Consider the following 22,480-nt stretch of genomic DNA (forward strand, 5'->3'; position numbering starts at 1 on the left):
GTCGGCCTTCAGGCCGTCAAGAGCCCGATATCACCAAACCAAAAACCTTGACGCGCTAAAGCACGACCTACAAAAAAACATACCACCATCTAAAATTTAGGTCGGCCTTCAGGCCGTCAAAAGCCCGATCACACCAAACTAAAACCTTGGCGCGCTAAAGCACGACCTACACTTATATCTACCAATCAAATTACCATCACTTCACGACTTTTAATTTTTCCGTAATTTGCAGAAAGTAATCCACAGACCATAACGTCAACGAATCAGGATACTTAATGAACCGGACAATATCTTGTTTAGCACTGACTATATCCAGTTGTGTAATTTTGCTAGCGAGCAATTGTTTAAAGGTCTCTTCATTCAAATCAATATCAATTATATCACCGCTTTGCCTAGCTCTATTGGCAAAATGAGAGAGATTGATAGGGATACCACGTCGAACGTACCATTCGAAATCATACCAATCACGGCCTTTTACCCTATTGAGCCACGGCCTAAATAGCAGAGCATGCATCTTACCGGCAAATAAATCAGATGGCCGGAAACACTTCACATAAAATGAAAAAGGTTCCAATAACAACTTCTCTTCTGTAGCAAAACCCAATGGTGGATCAATATCGACTTCAAACTTGATCTTAACAGGCCGATCTGTCATCAACGAAATATCAAAAATTTGACTATGACTTTTCAAAAAAGCAGATTCAATCTGATTGGTCGACTTTCTAGTTTTTTGAGTAATATCAACCTCAATACCAAGCGATATGAACTCGTCTTTAACAGCCTTAAAATAAGGGTCAAGTGTAAAGCAATGATCAGGCGCAAGTAATGAAAAATCTAAATCTTCAGAAAAGCGAGGCAAACCATGAAAAATACGTAAACAGGTGCCGCCGTAAAATGCCGCTTTTTGAAAAAAACCACCTCGATACAGCCCAGCCAACGCAATTTCTTGCATGACTTCGCGTAGCGCTTGGTCCGCTTCAGCCTCACTGGAAAGTGAATATTTTTGTAGCATTTGCTTTAACATGATAATGACTCCAATAAGGTAACCAATAGCCCTAATAAAGCAGCCTTAGTTCCGCTCTCTGCGAGCTTTTTTACTAAAGCAATATCAAACTGCGCCAACTCAGAAAAGTCCAACCGCAAGTCCTGCTGTAAATAACTCTCCAAACCTTTAACAGAATAGACTCTTAAATTACGTGCTAATAAAAGACTGTCGCACAGAGCTTTTTCTCGTGACGCCATTAAATAGCTCACATTTTCAGCTGGTTTTACTTGAATAATGCCTAACGAATAGTAAGGCAAAGGCAAATGAGTATACGAAAAGCGGCCTACATCACTTTTGTAGAATTTCGAACGCCTAGTCGTCACCGAAGATACCTCAACAACACCTTCAGGAATCAGCCCATGATAAAACAAAGCGTAATCCAGAGAGACATAAGAAGGTCCATACAGTACATTCGCAACCAGCGGTAGCGACCACAACTCACCGCTCATCTGTGGCGAAACGACATACAACCCACGCTTAACCTGTAACAAACAACCTTGTTGCAACCAACGATGTATTTTGTCATTTGGCGTTTTGTAATCATGCAATACAGCCAACAAACTACTATGCTGGATAGGCACACAACCAAACATTTTTAAAAGATCTTCGCTCATTGGAAAAACCTACATTTTTACATGGTTAATCGGATTTTATCAGATTAACCATGTAAAAAATACGATATCAAGCATCAATAAGAACAAACCAAGTCACACCAAACCAAAAACAATCACCTGTAAATCGGCCTTCAGGCCGTCAAGAGCCAATCACACCAAACCAAAACCTTGACGCGCTAAAGCACGACCCACAAAAAAACATACCACCACCTAAAATGTAGGTCGGCCTTTAGGCCGTCAAAAATGAATCACACCAAACCAAAAAACTCGACGCGCTAAAGAACGACTCACAAAAAAACATACCACCACCTAAAATGTAGGTCGGCCTTTAGGCCGTCAAAAACGAATCACACCAAACCAAAACCCAAGCTTGTATTTACATCTCAATACCGAGAAAATGCCGCTCCAGCATTTAAAGATTTGTCTAGGAAGACCATTCTCGCATGACTATTCTCACTACACTTGGCCCATTACTTATCGCCCTACTCTTTGGTTACTGGGTCAATATCAAGCTATTCACGCCTGCTCGTGTGGCAAAAGGATTGGAGCAGCTGGTTTACCTTATTCTAGGCTTAATTGGCTTTAGCCTTGGTGCGCTAGACAATTTAGCAGAAAAGCTATTTATTGCAGGTTATCAAGCCATTATTTTCTTTGTACTAATCAGCGTATTTAGCCTAGCCGGCTTATATCTAAGTGGTCTGCGTTTTGGCGGCACCCACGCAGACAGTCTTGCTCAAGGTCCATCAGACAGCAAAAACCATGCACTAATGGATGCAGCAAAAACCATTGCTTGGGTCATAGGTGGCGTAATTGTCGGTATTTTTGCTAAAGATTGGCTAACAGGCGTCGACGAACTAGTGACTGGCTTGCTGTATGTTTTACTCTTTTTAATCGGTTGCCAACTTCGTCAAGGCAATCATCGTCTACGCAAACTTTTTTTAAACTCACAAGGCGTCATTATCGCCCTAGTGACCATTTTCACCACCTTGTTAGCAGGTTGGATTGGCAGCCTAATTTTAGGCCTAAATTGGAACCAAGGGCTTGCGGTTGTTTCAGGCTTCGGCTGGTACAGTTTATCTGGCATTCTTATTACGGGTTTAGGCGATCCGGTACTTGGTACCACGGCCTTCTTGCTTGATCTTGGACGTGAGATACTTGCCCTCATGCTGATTCCGTTCTTAGCACAACTAAATAGCCACATGTCCGTCGGTTATTCTGGCGCAACGGCAATGGATTTCACCTTACCCATGCTGGGCAAATTTCACGGCGCGCAAATCATCCCTGTCTGCATCGCCAGTGGCTTTATTATGAGCATTCTAGTTCCGATTCTTATTCCGTTGTTTATGGGGATTAAATAGCCTTCTTGAGCATTTAGTGAGTTCGTTAATTTATGTACTATATTTTTTAAATGCTGAGTTGTTTAGTATTAGCTTTCAATAGTAGAAATAGCACAATGGCGACTTTACAGCGTTGCCTTACATTTTTTAGGAGATTCGATGAAGGTTGCGGTTGTTGTAAATTGTTTAAAAATTGGAGGCATGGAGAGAGTTGCCTGCAACTTATCCGATGCCTTTGCGAAACAAGGCCATAATACTCATCTTATTTATCTAAAAAACCGTAAGATTGAAGTCTCACCCAGCAACCCTAATGTCAAAATACATTTGTTTGCCTTACAAAAAATGGTGATGCTAAGCGGCATTGGTTTTATTTGGTTAATAATATCCAAATTATTAAACGTCATTTTTCGTAAATCGTTCGTCATGTTTTTTGCCTATGCGGAGGCAATTGCTTTTTCTTATAAACTCAAAAAATTAGAGAAAGAAGCTGGGCGATTTGATCTTATTATTTTCCGTGGGCAAGGCACTTTTTCACATATTTGGCCACTCAAAGATCCTCGTTTTGTATTCGTTTGTGAAAGTATGCTCAACCAGTCCGTGTATGGTTCTAAATCTAAGCAGATGTTTTCATGGCTATTTTCCAACCGACATGTGGTATGTATATCAAAAGAAGCGCAGCTCTCTTTTATGGATCTAATTCACTCCTTCGCTATTTCATGTCAAAGTATTTCAATCATAAGTAACCCAAATAATTATGAAGAAATTAGGAAAAAAGCATCAGCTCTAGAAGCCAACATTGATTACCATACAAGTCCCTATATTTTAGGGTTAGGTCGTCTTGTAGGTGGTAAAAACTTTCCATTATTAATTGACGCCTATCATTACGCACGCAACAACTTCGGCGTAACACATGACCTAGTTATCGTCGGGGAAGGTCGAGAAAAAACCGCAATCGAAAATAAGATCAAAAAACTAGGATTAGAAGATTGTATCTTTCTAAAAGGTAAGCAAAGCAATCCATTTCCTTGGTATCAGCGTGCTGACCTCTTTGTTTTAAGCTCCAAAAGTGAAGGACTGGGAATGGTACTCATTGAGGCCTTGGCTTGTGGAACACCTGTCGTTGCAACAAATTGCCCTGGTGGCGTTAGTGATATTATGCGCGGGCAGTTAAGTGACTATTTAGCAGAACAAAGCCCTGAGTCTCTTGCCGAGAAAATCGTCCTCGCCTTGAAACAAGGAGACTCCGTTCTTTTAGGTCCAGACGTCGCACAATCGCTCGCGCAGTTTGACGAAAAACATATCGTGCAACAATATTGCGACACCTACTTACCAGCCCAGTAAATTTAGATTAAACGACTGCCTTACTTTACAAGAATTATTTTATGAAAAAAATTGATTACCAGTATGCGTTACAACCAGATTGGCAAAGTGACGTACTTTTAAAAAAGCAGAACACAAGTAATATATCTAATTTGACTCTGGCAGATGAAGCAGGATTCGCAGCGTTAAAACATGATGAATTCACTTGGTTACTATCGTTCCCTTATCAATCTACTCATAAAAAAAAGCAAGGCTGTATTTCCGCTTTTTTTAATAATGGAGAGCAAAATACGATTGACCATTCACAATTCTTTGAAGCTAATCAAGAAGGCACTCGCCACCTTAATCTAAGTGGTCTATTGTCTAAAGACAAAACATTGCACCAATTACAATTGGCTTTCGAACATTGCAAAGCTCCTACTGAAGCAAAACTTTTAGGCTTTAAAAAACCCAACCTCGCTGATGGCCCCATCCTTATCATTGCGCCACATGCAGACGATGCTGAACTCGCAGCATATGGCTTATACAGCGACTTTGCGGATCAAGTTTGGATTACAACCATCAATGCAGGCCAAAACCTCCAGTCTTTAGATAGGCAGTATATTTCTGGGTTAGATGAAACCATAGGCGATGCGACGCAGCGAAAAGCACAAATCAGAGCGTGGAATAGCATGACAACACCGCTTCTTGCAGGCGTCAAGTTTGATCGATTGTCTTCCCTTGGTTATTTCAATCTAACCAAAGAATCGCTTTATCAAACACCAAAAGAGTCACAAAGCGATAAAGCTTTCCCTGCGCTAACGCCGCAAATAAGCCGAACATTTAATACGCTAAAACTTCCGAATGATGAACAGAATATTAGCTCTGGACAATTACTAATCGAAGATCTAACTAGCCTACTAGAGCAAATTAAGCCTTCAACTGTACTAGTAACAGAACCAGAGATAGACCCTCATCCAGAACATATTATGTCAGCTTATGCCTTAGCCTTAGCTATCAACAAAAGCAGCCATGTGCCAAATAGAGTTCTGATGTACGTAAACCATTTGCGTAAAATTAAGAAGTTCCCTTACGGCCCAGAGCACTCTAAAACTGCGCTAGCACCATGGTATGACACTAAATCGATATTTGGCCATTATTCTTGTTATAGCCACCAACTCGATGTAAAAACACAAAAAGATAAAGTCGTATCTTTTGACTCAATGCACGACCTACGCAGCAAACCGAGAATTCAGAAGATGCTAAAAAAGTGGTGGCATAACAAAGTACTAAAAAGTCATTATAAATATTACGGCTACCACAATTATTTCTTAACACACATTAAAGCCAATGAGGTCTTCACTTTTGTAGATGGGCAGATCTTTAGTCAGTCATTGATTCACTCAATAGAACAAGACAAAAAGCACTAGTTTTATAACGATTACACCCATCATAGGTATTTTGTCGCACTAAAGCGCGAATCGACAAAATACCTGAACCCAAGCTTTAACATAGAAACGTCAATAAATTGTAAATAGAGCCAAACAAACAAACTTGCTTTAGCAAACACCGTCATGCTTTTGTAAAAGCGATTGTATAGATAAAGAACAGCGGATTAATCTCAACCTACGTCTTGTGCTTTGTGAGACCGTTCTATCTTTTGTAACTCAAACAAAGTGTGCAGGTGAAGGGGTCGCTTTGGTAACATGAACGCATATAAACTGGCGTAAATAGCCAACCTTATGTTAGAACATTCATGTTAAACAAAAACGACGGATCTGATTTTGCAAAGCACAAGGCGTATACCATTATTCCTGCTTTGTTTTCGCCCCATGAAATGCTGGTAAAAAAATATGCGAATTGAACTCCGTCTTAATGCTTTACGTCACTAAGTGATAAATCAACAAACAATGGAACACCTTTTCTTATGAAAAAAATAGCTATGAAAAAAACTCTTATTGCGGCGCTGGTCATGTCATCTGTTTCTTTTGCGTACGCAGCCGACAGCTCAATTAAACTAGACACTAAAGAGCAACGCCTTGGTTACAGCATTGGCACCATGTTTGGTTCACGCATGTCACAGGATTTCTCTGACCTAGATATGAAAACCTTTATGGCAGGCTTCCAAGATTCATTTGCTGGCAAAGAAGGCAAAATGAGCATGGATGAAGTGACTAAAACCATCCAAGACTACCAGCAAGAACAAATGGCAAAAGCTCAGCTTGAAGAAGAAAAAGCATCTGAAGAAGCAAAAGCCGCTTCTGCAGCATGGCTAAAAGAGAAAGAAGCCGAAGATGGCGTGAAAAAAACAGAATCTGGTTTGCTTTATAAAGTTATCACTGCGGGTAAAGGCGACAAACCTAGTACAACAGATACAGTAAAAGTGGACTATGAAGGAAGCCTAAGTGATGGAACTGTGTTCGATAGCTCTTACAAACGTGGTGAAGCCATTACCTTCCCACTAAATGGTGTAATCCCTGGCTGGACTGAAGGTCTACAACTTATGCCTGTTGGCTCTAAATATGAACTATACATTCCAGCTGATTTAGCATACGGTCCTGGCGGCACAGGTCCTATTCCACCAAATGCAGCGCTTAAATTTGTTGTTGAACTGCATGATATAGAGAAGCCGGAAGCACCAAAAGCAACTAAATAAATTATTTGCTCTATTAAATAAAAAATGGCTGTCGTTATCGATGGCCATTTTTTTATTTAAGCCACTTTTGGGAAGAAAACCCCCCCTTCTTGAAGAAAATGACTACTCAGATGAATATCTTATATACCCCTTCCCATAACTCTTTGTATAATTACGCAAAAATTGCCACTTAATATTGATATGCCCTTATAGAAAACCAAATACACGAGCCTAAAATGACATCAGTTTCTACCAGTTTAGCCAATGCATTCAAACGACGCACACCAGCAGAACAGCCAACTTGGTTAATCCTCCTAGGAATCTTCTCGATTGCACTTTATGCTTTCACAAGAACAGGCTTCTCTGAGATCGCAGGAGTAGCATCCGCTATAGCCACGCTCACCGGCTTCTGGGGATTATTTAAATACGGCAAAGTTGTCAACAGCCACATACTGTTTCGTTTTGTATGGGTGGCAATAATAATTCAATTAATTTCATGGGGATTATCTCAGTATGTTACCCCTGAATGGGCGGAAAGTTCACCTAAATTAGATAAGTTAACTCGTTGGTTTGTTTTCATTCCGTTAGCTTGGTGGGTTGCTCAACGCAAAAATGCCATTTGGCTCATTTGGGGTAGTGCGGCACTAGGAATACTCGTATCTCCTTGGGTAACAGGTGAAGGTATACCAGAGATTATTAGGGGACTAGACGGAGAACGAGTATTTTTTGGTCTTCGACAAGCCCAGCATACAAGCTTATTCTTTGGCATTATTCTAATAGGCTTTTTATGCTTTACTCGCACACTTCTAACTAAAAGCAAATGGTTAGCAATACCTCTTTTTCTTGCTATTGCTTACTGTATTCTCATTATCTACATCAACTCATCTCGTCAAGCTTGGCTCGCGTTGCTAATTACTGCTTTTTTTATGACCAGCTACTTCACCATAAAGCGGTTTAATCGAGCAACAGGAAAGCAAAAGTTCGTCACCCTAAGTCTATTTCTAGCAGGTATGTTAGGCTTGAGCATAGCGATAACAAGCAACGACACTATCGTGAACCGAGTCATGGAAGAGAAAGAAGCATTAGGCGCCATTGCCACGCTAGACTTTGATGATGTGCCCTATTCTAGTTTTGGTATACGTCTTCATAGCTGGGTAGCGGCAACAGACTTTATAAAAGCCAAACCCATATTTGGTTGGGGGAGCAATGGCAGAAGTCTTGTCATGAAAAAAACAGAATGGTTACCAGATGATATCAGAAAAGATTTTGGGCACCTGCATAACATATATATTGAGATGCTGGTTAACTTTGGCATTGTAGGATTAGCTTTTTATATCAGTATCTGGGTCGTAATGGCAAAAAGTCTTTTCAAACAAATAAGAGTTGGAAAAATAGAAAAACAAGTTGGTTATTTCTTTATGAGTTTTCTATGTTTTTGGAGCATTATGAATTGCTTTGAAGCCTACCAAAATTTCTGGACCGGTGTTTTTTACTTTACGATATTTATGACAGGTATACAGGCTAAAATATGGCGCGCAAAATATAACTTTAAATCATAAATCTTAGTTCTAAAAATCTAAATATTATTGACCAGCTAAGTTAACAGCAGAGAAATACGTGAAAAAAAGTTTAGCATTAAAAGAACACAGCACATCACTTAGTATCATGCTAAGAGTAATAGATTGCCTTGGTCTATTGAGTGCTGGACTATTAAGTTACTGGTTAAGATTTTCAAGCCTTAGCCTTGATTTGACGTACAAAAATGTCCTACTACTTGGTGTGTTACTTGGGGCGGCAAGCCTGTCTTTTTTTGGCGCCTATAGGGCATGGCGAGGTGCATCATTCACGTCTGAGATAAGATGCGTTCTTAGTGCAACATTAACGACATTTTTGCTACTAATCATTAGTGGATTTATTACCCAATCTTCAGATTTATTCTCTCGTATTTGGGTAGTAAGTTGGCTATGTACCTCTACCGCTACAATATTGAGCTATAGATTTTTGCTTCGAAAGTCACTAGGGGCATTAAGAGCAAAAGGTTTCAACATCAGAAGCGTGATTATTATTGGCGATGGAGAGCTAGCACAACAGGTTCTAGAGCGACTAAAACAACATCCTGAAATGGGGTTAGTCGTAAAAGGGATCCTTAGTACGCAAGACCAAACCACCGATAAACATGAAATTAACTCTGTACCATTTCTAGGCACATTAAATGATCTAGATAAAATAGTTAAAAATCACAAAATAGATCAGGTTTGGATTGCTCTTCCGATGAGTGAAGTACAAAAGATGGAACAGGTACAATCCGCTTTAAGCAACACATCTATCGTGATTCGTATGGTACCAGATATCTTTGGCTTTCGATTATTAAATCAATCAGTAACTGAAGTTGCTGGTTTGCCCGTCATAAACATTTCGACTTCACATATGCTCGAAGGTAAAAACCGTTTTCTTAAATTAATAGAAGACAAAATACTTGCCTTACTTATTCTGATTTTAATAAGCCCTATTTTAATTAGCTTAGCAATTATTATTAAACTTACTTCTAAAGGGCCGATTCTATTTAAACAATATAGAACAGGTGCCAATGGTCAGGACTTTAAGGTTTATAAGTTTCGGTCTATGGTGGTTCACAATGAGGAAGATGGAAAAGTAACACAAGCAACAAAAGGGGACAGTAGAATAACCCCTATCGGTGCTTTCATGAGAAGAACATCTTTAGATGAACTACCGCAATTTATCAATGTACTTCAAGGTAGGATGTCCATTGTTGGACCAAGACCCCATGCACTTGCACACAATGAACATTACAAAACACTTGTTGAATCTTATATGCGCCGCCATATGGTCAAGCCAGGCATCACTGGCTGGGCACAAGTAAACGGCTTTCGCGGGGAAACCGATACAATAGACAAAATGGAAAACAGAGTTGAATACGACCTATACTATATTGAAAACTGGTCTGTATGGTTCGATCTCAGAATCATCTTCTTGACTATTTTTAAAGGCTTTATACATAAAAATGCTGTGTGAAGTTAAATATTTTCATATATATTGCGGATCGTGTTTGTCATCCCACCAATAGAATATTTAGAAGAAGCCATCTTTGCTACGACTTTCAATCTCTTTCTACTCTCCTCCGTATCAAAAGTATCAATTGCTAATGCAAGCTTCTCGACAGCGTCGTTGACGGAGCCAGACTCAAACATATATTCTCTGTTAAATTCACAAGTGTCAGGCAACGCCCCCGCTGAAGAGAAAACAAGGCTCTTTTCAAAAATCATACTTTCCACAGCAACATAGCCAAATGACTCAAACATAGATGGCATAAATACAATATCCATCTTTTGCATATGAATGTAAGGAGTTTCAGTTTCACCATGAAGAGTTACAAAATTTTCAATTTTTAACTCATTGATCTTAACTTGAACCTGAGACATCAACTGACCAGCACCATAAACATGATATCTAATATTCTTGTTAAATTCGATTAGCCTCGCAATAACATCTAAAGAGAAAAGGACACCCTTCTCCTTTCTTAACATTCCAAAAAAGCCAATACATACAATAGGACTATTAGAAGAATATTGGACAGGCAAATAAGAAGACAAATCGATGCCATTGAAGTTCACAACAGATTTTACGGTACCCTTTCTACCTATCCTATTAAGGAATGATTTTTTGGTGTAATGAGACTCAAATAAAAAAACATTTGTAGGATAATACAAAAGCTTCTCAACTGATTTATAAATCTTATCTTTAAAAGGAGTAAACATATCATGTGCAGCACCGCCATGCGGAGTGTAAATTACTTTGCAGCCACATAGAAGTCCCACTATACGTGCATATAGCCCACCTTTTGCACCATGCCCATGAATCACACCGATCTTATTTCGCTTAACAAAATAATAAACAATAAACAAGTTTTTCAAATCAGAGATAGAAGGCTCTTTGGAAATATTTAGCTGCTTACGTGAGTTTATAACTGGATCAATACGCTTAATTTCATCAGAAAAACTCAAATCTACATTATTCGAGCTAACATAGTAAAAATCAAAATCCTTATTAAGGTTCGTTATTATATCGTGAACATGCTTACGTATCCCACCAACTGGGTCACCTAGAACCTGCAAAACTTTAATTTTCTTCGACATAAAAAACCTATATAACTTATCTTAAACGATGAATAACATTTGAAGCGAGCAAAAAAGAAAGATATTTTGCTCCTAAAAAGCTATAAAAAAGTTTAATATTCTTAGAAACTACGTTTTTAAAATCAGAGCTTTGATATGCATAAAAGCAATGCACAAAATAATGATATTGAATTACTTCACTATCATAATCTAAAAAATCTCCATCAATCAACTGATTAATAAGATCTAACTCCGTATCACAGCCTAAAAAGCACCTCTTAGAAATTCTTTTAAAAATAATCTCGTCACAAGAACTGCATATTTTTGATATTATATTTTCAGATATTCTTAGCCTAGAAGCGGCAATTTCTTGCTTTTTACTGACTGTAAGCTGATATAAACTCTTACGATACAACAAAAGGCTCTTGTCAATATTCCCTAATCGCTTACCATTAATAAAAAGGTCAGAAACAAATTTATAGTCCTCAGCGATACCAAGTTCATTAGAATATCTGAATTGCTGAAAAAGCTCAGACTTACCAAAAATTGTAGGATGTGCAAATGGAGAGTTGAAAAGAATATGTGTATTCAGTTTTAGGCCTTCTGGGTACTTTTTCTCATTTTTAATAAGGCTACTATCTTTAAAAGTAGTAATATTTGAACCAATCAAATCAAGTTTATTGAATTCCAGATGTTCGATTTGATTAATAAACCTATTCTTTTTAGAGATATCATCAGAGTCCATCCTTGCTATAAACTCACCATTACAGTGATCTATACCATAGTTCAAGGCGGATACAATTCCACCATTTTCCTTAGAATAGACCTTCAAGCGACTATCAAGAGAAGAAACTTTCTCTAGAATTTCCAAACTGTCGTCTTTAGAGCCATCATTGACAGCAATAAGCTCTAGGTCTTTGTAGGACTGGTTTAGAATAGAGTTCACTGCCATTTCTAGAGAACTGGCACTATTATAAATGGGCATAAGAACTGATATTTTTGGCATAAATAACTATTTAAACATCCAAATAAAAAAAACGATAATTATCATAATTTAATCCAATTATCGCAATAGAGAGAGTAAGCCTGCTCTTGCAATCTAACGGACGCAAACCAATTCTTAGGTGATATCACGACCTTATTCGGGTTGTTATTTAACCAAGCCCCCCACCAACTAAAACTACTATTAGCAATAATATTATGATCGCATAAGCTCATCATCCACATATCCTTATAACTATCAGTACCTTTATTAAAAACAGCATACTCATGCTGAAATGGTATAGATAAATTAGCCTGTACCCAATCAATATCATCAGAAAAAATTATAAAGAACGGATTTTTTATCTTTTCTGTAATATATCTTATTGCTTTTCCATAATAGTCCAAGCTACACACGCCATGAATGCTTTGATTAGTTACACTCGTATAGTCTCCTCTTCTAACATGAAGACTCACCAAAGTTCGATCTCCCGCTAGCTTAAGTAGCTCTTCATTATCTTTTCCTAGATTGCCATTAAATTTAAACAACTCTCTTATAAGAGTTTCTTGGCTCTTAAAATATTTCTCTGACTGCCAATAGCCATCAAGATATAGCTGATTCTCACATAAAAACTCAAAACCAGACCAATAATCTAAACTTGGCTCTATAATCCATTTTTTATTTCGAATAAAATCCAGATGATATCTCTTAATAACTTTTGCAATTGTTGGGTTTGACTGAAAACCTAAAACCTTACGAATGGCCATCTGATCAGCAAAATCAACATTGTAAGGTTTATCAAAAACAGAGAAAATCTCAAATCCGTTATGGAGTTTGTAGCCTTTATATTCAGTAATATCTAAAAGTAATTGTGTTTTAATTTTCTTTGCGAGGGCTAAAGATGTAGCGTATTGGAACATTTGGTTCCCCAACCCCCCACTTATTTTAGAAATAATCATCTATCCGCCATTGAAGTAGCCACTTATTAAAATACAGTCAACTTATTAGAATAGATCTAATACGCCTGTAAAGTTTACTAAGATAGTATCTAATAGAGTAAAAAGCCCCTTTATTACTAACACCAATAACAAACTCTTTATTAAGTACAGTAATTATTGGGTCATCTTTAGCTGGCCAGCCTTGTGGTTGACAATACTTAGCAGGCAAAACATTAAAGAGGTTTAATCTCTCGCTATAGAATTTATTGAAATGTGTTTCATCATGCCATACCGCAATAATATTATTCTCTAAATCCTTATCAATATTCCTTGATAACAATTCGCACATTTTGACAAAGTCTTCTCTTCTTCCCCCATTAAAACCACCACAAACATAATATGGAGCTGCATTATTAATATATGCTAAGGAATTAGAATTTTTTTCATATGGAAATTTTTGAGGATCTTTGCCAACGTGTCCAGGGTGGATAGTTGCAAAGTAAGGCTTATCAAAAAATATTTCAGCAGTAGCTATAGGTTGCTCGATAATTAAATTTGCATTACAAAAAAGTAAATAATCGACTTCTAAATATTTTTTTTCCTGACTTAAAAAAGTTGAAAACCTCATTAATGTAGGCATAGGCCAAGATTCACTTTTTTTATAAATAAACCTTACATCATCAAGCTGTAGGTTAAGCAATGCTTCACAATCGGTAAAAACATAAAAAATCAATTGAGAATCTATACAAAGGTTTTCTTTGGCAGATGCATAAAAACCATCCCAAAAAGCAGCATACTTGCCAGTACAAATATAAAGAACGCCTATCTTAGACATGAATTAGCCTCTTCTGCCAATTACCACTCTAACAAGAGCCTTGTAAAAACGTATGTTTATAAGATTTCTAAGAGAAATCAATTTAGGTAGATATGTCTTAATTGCAAGAACTCTATTTTCACAGGCTAAAGATGACATCCAACGAATATGCCATTCATTTAACGCATATTTATATCCGGGTTCTTCTGAATATTTATCAATTATTTCTCGCTCAGCGCTCTGCATCTTTATTAAATTTGAAGAAAGATGATTATTATGTTTTCTATAGTAAGCAGTAACTTTATCAATAAAACCAATTTTTTCATTTTTTGAAAGCTTTAGCCAATATTGAAAATCATCAATATAGCTATCATCTCGATCAAATTTAAAGTAAACATCTCGTTTTATAAGCGTTGTTATAGAGTTTATAAAAAAATCGCCACATAGAAGATTATAAAAAATATTTCCTTGCTTATATCGTTCCTCAATAGAGTCAACAATATCAGATTCTGAATTTATCGTTGCTATCTTAGAATAAACCATTGAATACTGTTTGTTTTCCTCTAAAAAATCAACTGAGATTTTAATTTTTTCCAGCGAGTAAACATCATCTGAAGAAAATAGGGAAATGTAATCACCTTTCGCTAAACAGCCTAATTTATTCAGGGTATAAATTAAGCCATGATTTTCTTGCTGATAATACTCAAAACCAAATTCCTTTTGAAGACGCTGAATGATAAATGGACTATTATCAGTAGAGCCATCATCAACAACAATAAGTTGAATATTAGGATAAGTTTGCTGAAGAACACTCATAATAGCTTCTTCAATAAAATTCTCATGATTGTAGGACGGAATAAGAACAGAAACTAAAGGTAAGTTTTGGTTATTCATTTTCTATAAACACCACATTACTACTATCTAAATCATCTAATATTATTTGATTAATATTTTTATCATGAACCCATTTTTTAGGTGAAATAATAATATTATCATATGGATTAAGCCAAGCTGAAAACCAACTAAAACCGCTATTAGAAATAATATTGTGCGCACACATAGACATTAATTGAAATTCTTCAAAGTCTTGTAACCCTTCAACATATGTAACAGAATCATTATCAGGAAAATTAAAAGACTCTTTCACCCAGTCAAGATCATCAGAAAACACCATAAGTTTATACTTGCCAATTCGGGCTTCTAAATCCATTATTGCTGTATGATAATAACTACTTGAACAGACACAATGAAAATTAGCAGCTGTTTTATTACTAATAAAGTCACCACGCCTAAAGTGAATTGAAGCGACAGGCATTGAATCTATCAAACATTCTAAATACTTTTTTTGTAGGGATGAAATATTATTTTTCGGCTTAATCTCTTCCAGAATAATATCTTTAATTGACTCAATATATTTAAAACCTGTAAATTCACCTTCTAAATACAGATTACTAGGTAGAGAAAAAAATTCATCAATTGATAAAAAACTTTTATTTGAATAACTCTTAAAAGGAATTTCAATTCCAAAAAATTTTTCCACTAATCGTTTTATTTTTACATAAAAATAGCAAGGTTTTAATTTTTTAACTTCAGAAACTGATGCTTCTTCAGCTTTAATGTCAAACCTATCAATTACATACTCCCAAGGAGTGTCAGTATCAGGACGGTCCTCAAACCAGCTTAAATCTAACTTTAATGGAACCCCATGCTTATATGCTAAAGCTTTACCAACAGAATATTTATGCAATTGACTAGCTAAACCACCTACAGGTTTAACAATGATCATTATCTACACCACCGATTTAACGCATCGATAACACTTTGAGTATTTTCAATAGATTGAGAACCAGAAATAGGTAAGCTTAAAACCTCATGTTGAAGTGATTCTGTAATAGGAAAGCTTTTTTCATTCAATAACTTATAAGCACATTGCTTATGTGGCGCAACTGGATAATGAATTAATGTTTGAATACCTTCATCCGCTAAATATTTCTGTAAAGCTTCTCGCTCTTTAGTTCGTATAACATATAAATGAAATGCATGATGAGCAAGATCTTGTATTACAGAATCTTGTCTGATCGGCAACATTATAGATAAGTTGCCAATACCCATTGTATAGGTTGTAGCTATTTCTCGACGATGTTGAGTTTCTATATCTAAATAACGAAGCTTTACTCGCAACATAGCGGCTTGTATCTCGTCTAAGCGACTATTGACGCCTTGATACAAATTTTCGTATTTTTTATGCGAGCCATAATTACTCAAAGCTCTAAGTGTAGAAGCTAGCTCATCATCATTTGTAGTCACTGCACCCGCATCACCCAATGCACCAAGATTTTTTCCGGGATAGAAACTGAAGCCACTCGCATGCCCCCAGTTACCCGCTTTTATTCCATTGATACTAGCACCATGCGCTTGCGCAGAATCTTCTAATACTAATAAGTTATGACGTTTTGCTACATCTAGAATAGCGGGCATATCAGCCATCTGACCGTATAAATGTACTGGTAAAATCGCGCGTGTTTTTTCAGTAACGGCCGCTTCTACATTAATAGGGCAAATGTTATAAGTCGCCATATTTGGCTCAACCAAAACCGGCACTAAGCGGTTCTCGGTAATAGCTAGAATACTTGCAATGTAAGTATTCGCTGGGACGATTACTTCATCGCCCTCTTTCAATTTTCCTAACTCTTTCCAAGCTCGTAGTGTTAAGATAAGCGCATCTAGACCATTGGCAACACCAATGCAGTGTTTAGTGCCACAGTAAGCAGCAAACTCTTGTTCAAATTCCTTTACTTCTGTCCCTTGGACATACCAACCAGAATCAATAACACGAGCACAAGCTTGTGCCAGCTCATCACGATATTGAGCATTTATTGTTTTTAAGTCCAAAAAAGGAATCATTTAAATTCGTCCATCCACTCTAATACTACTTGTTCAGGATAGCCTCTATGAAAGTGTCTTCTCCAAGGATAAGCAGCTCTCTTAGAACCATCTCGCAAAGGAATTTGTGACGTTCTACACACGCGCTTTGCTGGAGAACCTGCAACTAACACCCCATTTTCAACACTGCCAGAAACAATACTTCCTGCCGCAACAAGGACATCTTCTCCAAGAATAGTACCTGGCATCAAGATTACCCTGGCACCAACCACTGTATACTTCCGGATTGTTGAATATAACTCTATGTTACTAGGTGGGTGAGGGTCGTTAACAATGAGAGCATATGGGAAAAGCCAAACATAGTCTTCTATAACACAACCTTGCCCAATATGAACATTACTATGCATTTTTACAAAGTTTCCAAACTGATTGTTTCCCTGTATATCTGTATAACTTCCGAGCTGTAAATTATTTCCGGCAGTTACACGCTCCCTAACGGTAATTTTGTGACCTGTAGTTAAATTCTCGCCAAATTTAGAACCTTCATAAAAAACAGAACCAGACCTAATGTTACTATTTTTAGATATAATTAAAGGCGATTCTACATCATTCATTGATTTGACACCTAACTCGCAGTGTGAGCCTATATTACAATTATCGCCAATTTCCACATTATCATAAATTATAGAAAAAGGGCCAATGGATACATTATTTCCAATTTTTGCACTTGGATATATTACAGCTAAATTATGAATCATTATTTATTGCCTTCTTAAATCGGGCCGCCTAGCGAAACCCACCTTACCAGTCGATCAATTGTAAAAAGACCATCCCAAGGGGAGTCAAAGTGCGTCATATAACCAACATCAGGGCAGCGCATAGCACCTTGAGATAGAATCTTATTCGCAAAATCTAAGCGCTTAGCTCCCTTCATTGCTAAACCTACAGTCTGAATATCTTCATGCACTTGATCAATAATATCAAAAATATTGTCTACAGCTTTAACTGTAATTACACGCTGGTAGGTCGGCTCAACTAGCCCTATACTCTCGTCAAATAAAACAGTCCATCGAAGATATTCATCCTGCCATGATTCTCCTATGAAGCCATATTCTGCAATCTTGGAGCGAATTTTATTCGCTTGGCCTATATCAGGATATTGAGTGGGAAGGCGTAATAAAGCCTTATCCATTGCTGCAGCAAGCTTTTCAGCAAACTCAAATGGCGTAACAACTCCTCCTTTTTCAACAAAAATCGTATGAGGTGAAGCACAAGCAAACTGATCAAAAACGCTAACATCGGTTGCTGCACGACGAACAAGTTTTCGAACAGCTTTGTCTGAGTCTAAAGCATCATTACCGATCGCCATCATGGACAGTTTCGGACCAAAAAGAATATCTTGGCAGTTATACTTCTTAGGCAAAGTGCTTACTGCCTCAATTGCTTCTCTGCCTCCCCAAGCAATACGAACATCTGCATTCGAAGAAAAGCTTTCAGCTATACGATACTGATAACGATCGAAATAGACGACAGCAATAGACTCTAATAGCTCATCCCCTGATATGCTGTAACCACCAGGCGTTGTGTATACCAACCCTTTAAATACATTTAGAATGGCAGGTAGTGCCTGAGATTCCGCACCAGAGACTTTTAAAATATTTGCATTTTTACTCAGTATACTTTGAACAAGTGCAAACATACCTAAAAGAGGAACATTACCTGACAACCAATGAGAAACAATCCCTCTAGGCATTGCTTTCATTGAACTATGAGAAATATCTTTGCGCGGCATAAAATTATCTAAAAAGCCCCGCTGACCATGCAAAGAAGCATCAAGTAAACGTCTTAGCCTATTTGGTTCACACCAATCTGATAAAAATGACAAACCAGTATGACGATATTGATCCAACTCAGGTGAAGTAGCCCATTTAATCCGAGCTATGTTCAAGAGACCTAGGATAGCTTCCAATGGCTGATTTGCTAACCAGCGCTGTTTGTCTTTTAGTTTATTAAAAATCTTAACTAGCTTATCTGTTGGAACAGTATCATTGTCCAACCTCACAGGTGAATGATAAATAACTAAATGGTCATCTTGAGAAGAATGAGGCTTAACAGTAGCTTTTTTCGCCACTTTTTCTGACATTATATCACCGCAACCACGAACTTCCGCTTTTTTAGCTCGACCAATAATTTTAAAACGTCTTCCATTTTTTCCGCATTCACAAATACCCTGTTCCGTAAACCCAAGGTCATCTGTGAGAACAACATTTCCAGGGTAAGAATGCTGTAACGGACTAATAAACTCTAACAGACCAACTTTACCATCTTCACAAACTGAATAATTTGATTCCTCTCGAATAATCACATCTGAATATGCATGTATATGTTTCCATCCAGCAGAACAATCAGGGTAGTTCAAACCCATTTGCTCAGTAAATCCATAAATATCAACGACATTACAAATCTCAATACCAAGTACATTGGCAATATCTCGATTAAAAGTTTCTTTATCAACTCTCTCTGATTCTAATTTCTTCCAACCACCAATATGAATAACTTGCGACCCATTTGGTAATTTAAAATGAAGCCCTTTCTCTTTGAGAGGCTTAAAAACAGTATGGTAAAGAACAAAAGTAAAACCGAATATTACTAACGGCTCATCAGTTTCAAGTGTTTCTAAATAGTTAATAAATGCTTCTTCAAGAAAAGATAGCGGTTCTGTTAGACTATTTGCATTGATAAAATAGCTAGAAGATGATGAAAAATTAAGATAACCTTTTATAGCAGCAATACGTGCGCCTAAATTACCTGCATTTGGAGATGTAGGATCAATATCCATTATACAAAAAGGTCGTCTCTTAGAACCTAACACCTCTTGCATTACTCGAGCCATTGCTCTTGTCTGACGTTTTGCAGTTAATTTGTCTAGTAATATTGTGCTTGGAATCCCACTTGTTGCAGATGATTGCAATTTAGTTTTTATTAAATCCATATTTACAGATGAAAGTTTATTTCCCAAAACCTTAAATATATGAACAGGTATTGCTGGAATATCTTCAATATCACCTAGAAAAGAATGCGGATTAAATTCATTCTTCATACAGAATTTTCTATACATCTCATTATTATCATAATGATGTATTAGCTCTTCTAACAAATTGGCTTTAAACAGAGGTTTTTTGACTTCTTCCGGAAGCTCAAATGGATATGCATCAAGTACGCTAGTCAAATCAAAACTATTTATAGACATTTTTTCAAAACCTTTTTAACATCATCTCCGGTGAAAAAAACTGGATTAGTCCTAGCAGCAGGATCAAGTAGGGCATTACACGCTATCATATCCAATTCATTATCAGTAAAAGACAGCATAATTTTTTGATTTGAAACTAATATGGTAAAAAGATTAGATAGGTCACTTGAACTGACCATATTTGCATTACGGGCTAATTTTTCATATTTCTCTGCTACAGTATTATCATTAGAATTAAATTCAATTACTTTTGGCATTAATAATCCGTTAGCTAGACCATGAGGAATATTAAAGCTACCTAATTGGTGCGCAATAGCGTGTGATAATCCAACTACACAATGATTCTGAACCCAACCAGCTAACATAGCAGCATGCTGTAGATCCGAGATCATCTGAATATCCCAGCTTTCACGATCCAATTGATTTTTGTATCGATAAATAATAGATACAGCTTGTTCTGCAAAACTATTCATTAATGGATGATCAATCTTGGATACGTATCCCTCTACAGCATGTGATAAAGCATCCGCGACTGTAGCCTTTAAAATATGATTAGGCACTTCGGCAACAAGCTCAGGATCAAGAATCACTAAATCTGGTAAAAAATCATGTGTCACTACCGCTTTTTTACTATTTGAAACTCCATCAAACATAACAGCAGCTGATGACACTTCTGAGCCTGAACCAATAGTGGTTGGAATCGCAGCAAATTTAGCTCGTCCCCGCAACGTGGGTAATGAAAAAGGTCGATATAAATCGTCAAGACTTAAGGTTGGACATTCATAAAGCAACCAAGCGATTTTCGCTCCATCGATTACAGAGCCGCCACCCAAAGCAATAATATAATCAGGTTGAAAGGATTCTAATTCCTTTATGACTATAGATAAGTTCTCAACTGTAGGCTCACCTTGCCAAGACTTTTCTATTACTTTCACACTTTGCGTACCTATTAACCTAATTACCTGATCATGATAAACTGAACTTTTAAAAGAGGTGCTTATAATAATAGCGGCTCTATTTGCATTAATACCTTTCAATGCCATACGGGAATTTTTTCCGTTTGCAATTTCAAGTGCATTACGAAATACAGGTAAAGGGAAGCGGAGCTTTAGCATAATACCTCTATTGATTTAATAATTTTAGACGTTGCATTTTTCCAGATGGCGTTTTAGGAATCGATTTGACAATACTATATTTTTGAGGGCGCATATAACTAGGCAGAACTTTAGCCATTTCTTTCTTAATCCTGATAATAATTGTATCTTGTTCCATGTTACAAGACTCATCTATAACAATAAATGCCTGAACAACTTCCCCTAAGTTAGAGTCAGGCAAAGCAATGCAACCAGATTCCTTAATAAAAACAAGTGAATTTAAATACATTTCGACCTGATAAGGACTAACTTTTTTCCCACCTACATTTATAATCTCTTTTAGTCGACCAGTTAAATATAAATAGCCTCCTTTTATTTTCCCTAGATCACCAGTTTTGAAAAAACCCTGAGCAACACTTTCTTTAGAAAGAGCCTCATTCATATAGTAATGACTTAACATCCATGGGGACTTTATGGCAATTTCACCTTCTTCACCGCTACTTACAGTTTCATAATCTTCATTCAGGATAATCACTTCAACAGCTGCTGAAATATTACCTACAGCATCTAGTGGATCTTTATGAAAATCTATAAAAAATGCTCTGGAGACTTCAGTTAACCCATAATGCATCACTATATTAGTATTTGGAAACCACTCTGCGATTCTTTTTTTCTCTTCGGCAGGAAGATAAGCGCTACCAAACTCAATATATCTAATTCTAGAAGCATATTTACAGATTAAGTTTTTAGACATCCCGACAATATAATTCCAAGCAGAAGGGACCAAACCAAAACCCGTGACATTATGATACTCAATTGCTTTAAAAACATCTTTAAGCTTCTTAAATGGATAGCCTAAAACTAAAGTCCCCCCGGCATACAATGTCGAACGCATTCTTCCCATTCCAAAAGAATGGCTTAGTGGCATTAATAACAGCTCGATATCATCACTTTTATTTTTTACATTCTTAACAATATGCTCTGTTGCTAGATAGAGTTTTTCATGTGTTAAAACAACACCTTTTGGCTCGCCAGTAGTACCACTAGTAAACATTAAATCTGCGATTTTATTAAAAGGCTTTCTAGTTTCATCCAAATCTATTTCAGATGATAGCGATTCAAGAAAAAACGCTTCGACATTATCTACGCAGAGGCTCGGGTTGACTTTATCAAACACAAACTTTTTATATTTAACATCTGAGTCCTCAGGAATTATTACTGAATACCCTCCTGAAAAATGGACAGCAAAATATAAAACAATAAATTCATAAGTATTACTAGCAGTAATTAAAACTGCAGAATTACACTCGTCTTTATAGACTATATTAGCTGACAAAATTTTGATGTCGTGAACTAATTGAGAATAAGTTTTAGGCTTATCTCTTAAATATACAGCTACAGAATTTGGATTTTCACTAGCATTACTCAGTATTTTTTCAACAAGATTTATAGTCAT

Annotated in this window: 19 protein-coding genes; 6 read left to right on the forward strand and 13 right to left on the reverse strand. The window is 36.9% G+C overall.

Features of this window, described 5'->3' with window-relative positions; translation table 11 throughout:
• Positions 1-196 precede the first annotated feature (196 nt).
• Together BUA59_RS14650 and BUA59_RS14655 are read right to left on the reverse strand one after the other, a co-directional pair.
• On the reverse strand, positions 197-1,024 hold the full coding sequence (locus BUA59_RS14650) for a nucleotidyl transferase AbiEii/AbiGii toxin family protein (RefSeq protein ID WP_072840428.1): 828 nt from the start codon (positions 1,022-1,024) through the stop codon (positions 197-199).
• Complete coding sequence (locus BUA59_RS14655) at positions 1,018-1,659, reverse strand: type IV toxin-antitoxin system AbiEi family antitoxin domain-containing protein (protein ID WP_072840429.1); 642 nt, start codon at positions 1,657-1,659, stop codon at positions 1,018-1,020. Before BUA59_RS14655 ends, BUA59_RS14650 begins: the two co-directional genes overlap by 7 nt.
• A 443-nt stretch (positions 1,660-2,102) precedes the next feature.
• Between BUA59_RS14655 and BUA59_RS14660 the strand changes: the two genes are divergently transcribed.
• The 6 genes from BUA59_RS14660 to BUA59_RS14685 all read left to right on the forward strand — a co-directional run bounded on the left by BUA59_RS14660 (position 2,103) and on the right by BUA59_RS14685 (position 9,963).
• Positions 2,103-3,017, forward strand: coding sequence for a LysO family transporter (locus tag BUA59_RS14660; protein WP_072840430.1), 915 nt, complete (start codon positions 2,103-2,105; stop codon positions 3,015-3,017).
• A 138-nt stretch (positions 3,018-3,155) separates the two neighbouring features.
• On the forward strand, positions 3,156-4,337 hold the full coding sequence (locus BUA59_RS14665) for a glycosyltransferase (protein ID WP_072840431.1): 1,182 nt from the start codon (positions 3,156-3,158) through the stop codon (positions 4,335-4,337).
• 41 nt (positions 4,338-4,378) lie between these two features.
• A complete protein-coding gene (locus tag BUA59_RS14670; protein ID WP_072840432.1) occupies positions 4,379-5,725 on the forward strand; it encodes a PIG-L deacetylase family protein in 1,347 nt (448 codons plus the stop codon).
• 497 nt (positions 5,726-6,222) lie between these two features.
• Positions 6,223-6,951 (forward strand): BamJ family beta-barrel-assembly machinery protein, encoded by a 729-nt coding sequence (bamJ, locus tag BUA59_RS14675; RefSeq protein ID WP_084122466.1) that lies wholly within the window; start codon positions 6,223-6,225, stop codon positions 6,949-6,951.
• A 215-nt stretch (positions 6,952-7,166) separates the two neighbouring features.
• Entirely contained in the window at positions 7,167-8,489 is a 1,323-nt protein-coding gene (locus BUA59_RS14680; protein ID WP_072840433.1) for an O-antigen ligase family protein, read from the forward strand.
• Positions 8,490-8,547: 58 nt separating this feature from the next.
• Positions 8,548-9,963 carry an undecaprenyl-phosphate glucose phosphotransferase gene (locus BUA59_RS14685; RefSeq protein ID WP_072840434.1) on the forward strand — a complete coding sequence of 472 codons (1,416 nt, stop codon included), beginning with the start codon at positions 8,548-8,550 and terminating at the stop codon, positions 9,961-9,963.
• Positions 9,964-9,965: 2 nt separating this feature from the next.
• Here BUA59_RS14685 and BUA59_RS14690 read toward each other — a convergent pair whose 3' ends face one another.
• From BUA59_RS14690 to BUA59_RS14740, 11 genes are read right to left on the reverse strand one after another with little or no spacing between them, the layout of a single operon-like run.
• Entirely contained in the window at positions 9,966-11,084 is a 1,119-nt protein-coding gene (locus BUA59_RS14690) for a glycosyltransferase (RefSeq protein ID WP_072840435.1), read from the reverse strand.
• Positions 11,085-11,100: 16 nt separating this feature from the next.
• The gene (locus tag BUA59_RS14695; protein ID WP_072840436.1) at positions 11,101-12,069 is read right to left on the reverse strand and encodes a glycosyltransferase family 2 protein; all 969 of its coding nucleotides are present in this window, start codon (positions 12,067-12,069) and stop codon (positions 11,101-11,103) included.
• Positions 12,070-12,110: 41 nt separating this feature from the next.
• On the reverse strand, positions 12,111-13,004 hold the full coding sequence (locus BUA59_RS14700) for an alpha-1,2-fucosyltransferase (RefSeq protein ID WP_072840437.1): 894 nt from the start codon (positions 13,002-13,004) through the stop codon (positions 12,111-12,113).
• Between the two features lie 37 nt (positions 13,005-13,041).
• Positions 13,042-13,818 (reverse strand): glycosyltransferase family protein, encoded by a 777-nt coding sequence (locus BUA59_RS14705; RefSeq protein ID WP_072840438.1) that lies wholly within the window; start codon positions 13,816-13,818, stop codon positions 13,042-13,044.
• 3 nt (positions 13,819-13,821) lie between these two features.
• A complete protein-coding gene (locus tag BUA59_RS14710; RefSeq protein ID WP_072840439.1) occupies positions 13,822-14,691 on the reverse strand; it encodes a glycosyltransferase family 2 protein in 870 nt (289 codons plus the stop codon).
• Positions 14,684-15,583 (reverse strand): alpha-1,2-fucosyltransferase, encoded by a 900-nt coding sequence (locus BUA59_RS14715; protein WP_072840440.1) that lies wholly within the window; start codon positions 15,581-15,583, stop codon positions 14,684-14,686. Before BUA59_RS14715 ends, BUA59_RS14710 begins: the two co-directional genes overlap by 8 nt.
• Positions 15,583-16,701, reverse strand: coding sequence for a DegT/DnrJ/EryC1/StrS family aminotransferase (locus tag BUA59_RS14720; RefSeq protein ID WP_072840441.1), 1,119 nt, complete (start codon positions 16,699-16,701; stop codon positions 15,583-15,585). Before BUA59_RS14720 ends, BUA59_RS14715 begins: the two co-directional genes overlap by 1 nt.
• Positions 16,698-17,438 (reverse strand): acyltransferase, encoded by a 741-nt coding sequence (locus tag BUA59_RS14725; RefSeq protein ID WP_072840442.1) that lies wholly within the window; start codon positions 17,436-17,438, stop codon positions 16,698-16,700. Before BUA59_RS14725 ends, BUA59_RS14720 begins: the two co-directional genes overlap by 4 nt.
• A 14-nt stretch (positions 17,439-17,452) precedes the next feature.
• Positions 17,453-19,930, reverse strand: coding sequence for a LuxE/PaaK family acyltransferase (locus tag BUA59_RS14730; RefSeq protein WP_072840443.1), 2,478 nt, complete (start codon positions 19,928-19,930; stop codon positions 17,453-17,455).
• Positions 19,921-21,045, reverse strand: coding sequence for an iron-containing alcohol dehydrogenase (locus BUA59_RS14735; RefSeq protein ID WP_072840444.1), 1,125 nt, complete (start codon positions 21,043-21,045; stop codon positions 19,921-19,923). The genes BUA59_RS14730 and BUA59_RS14735 overlap by 10 nt, the downstream gene beginning before the upstream one ends.
• Before the next feature lie 7 nt (positions 21,046-21,052).
• A complete protein-coding gene (locus BUA59_RS14740; protein WP_217653743.1) occupies positions 21,053-22,480 on the reverse strand; it encodes an AMP-binding protein in 1,428 nt (475 codons plus the stop codon).

It is taken from the genome of Marinomonas polaris DSM 16579, from assembly GCF_900129155.1.
Classification (GTDB): Bacteria; Pseudomonadota; Gammaproteobacteria; order Pseudomonadales; family Marinomonadaceae; genus Marinomonas; species Marinomonas polaris.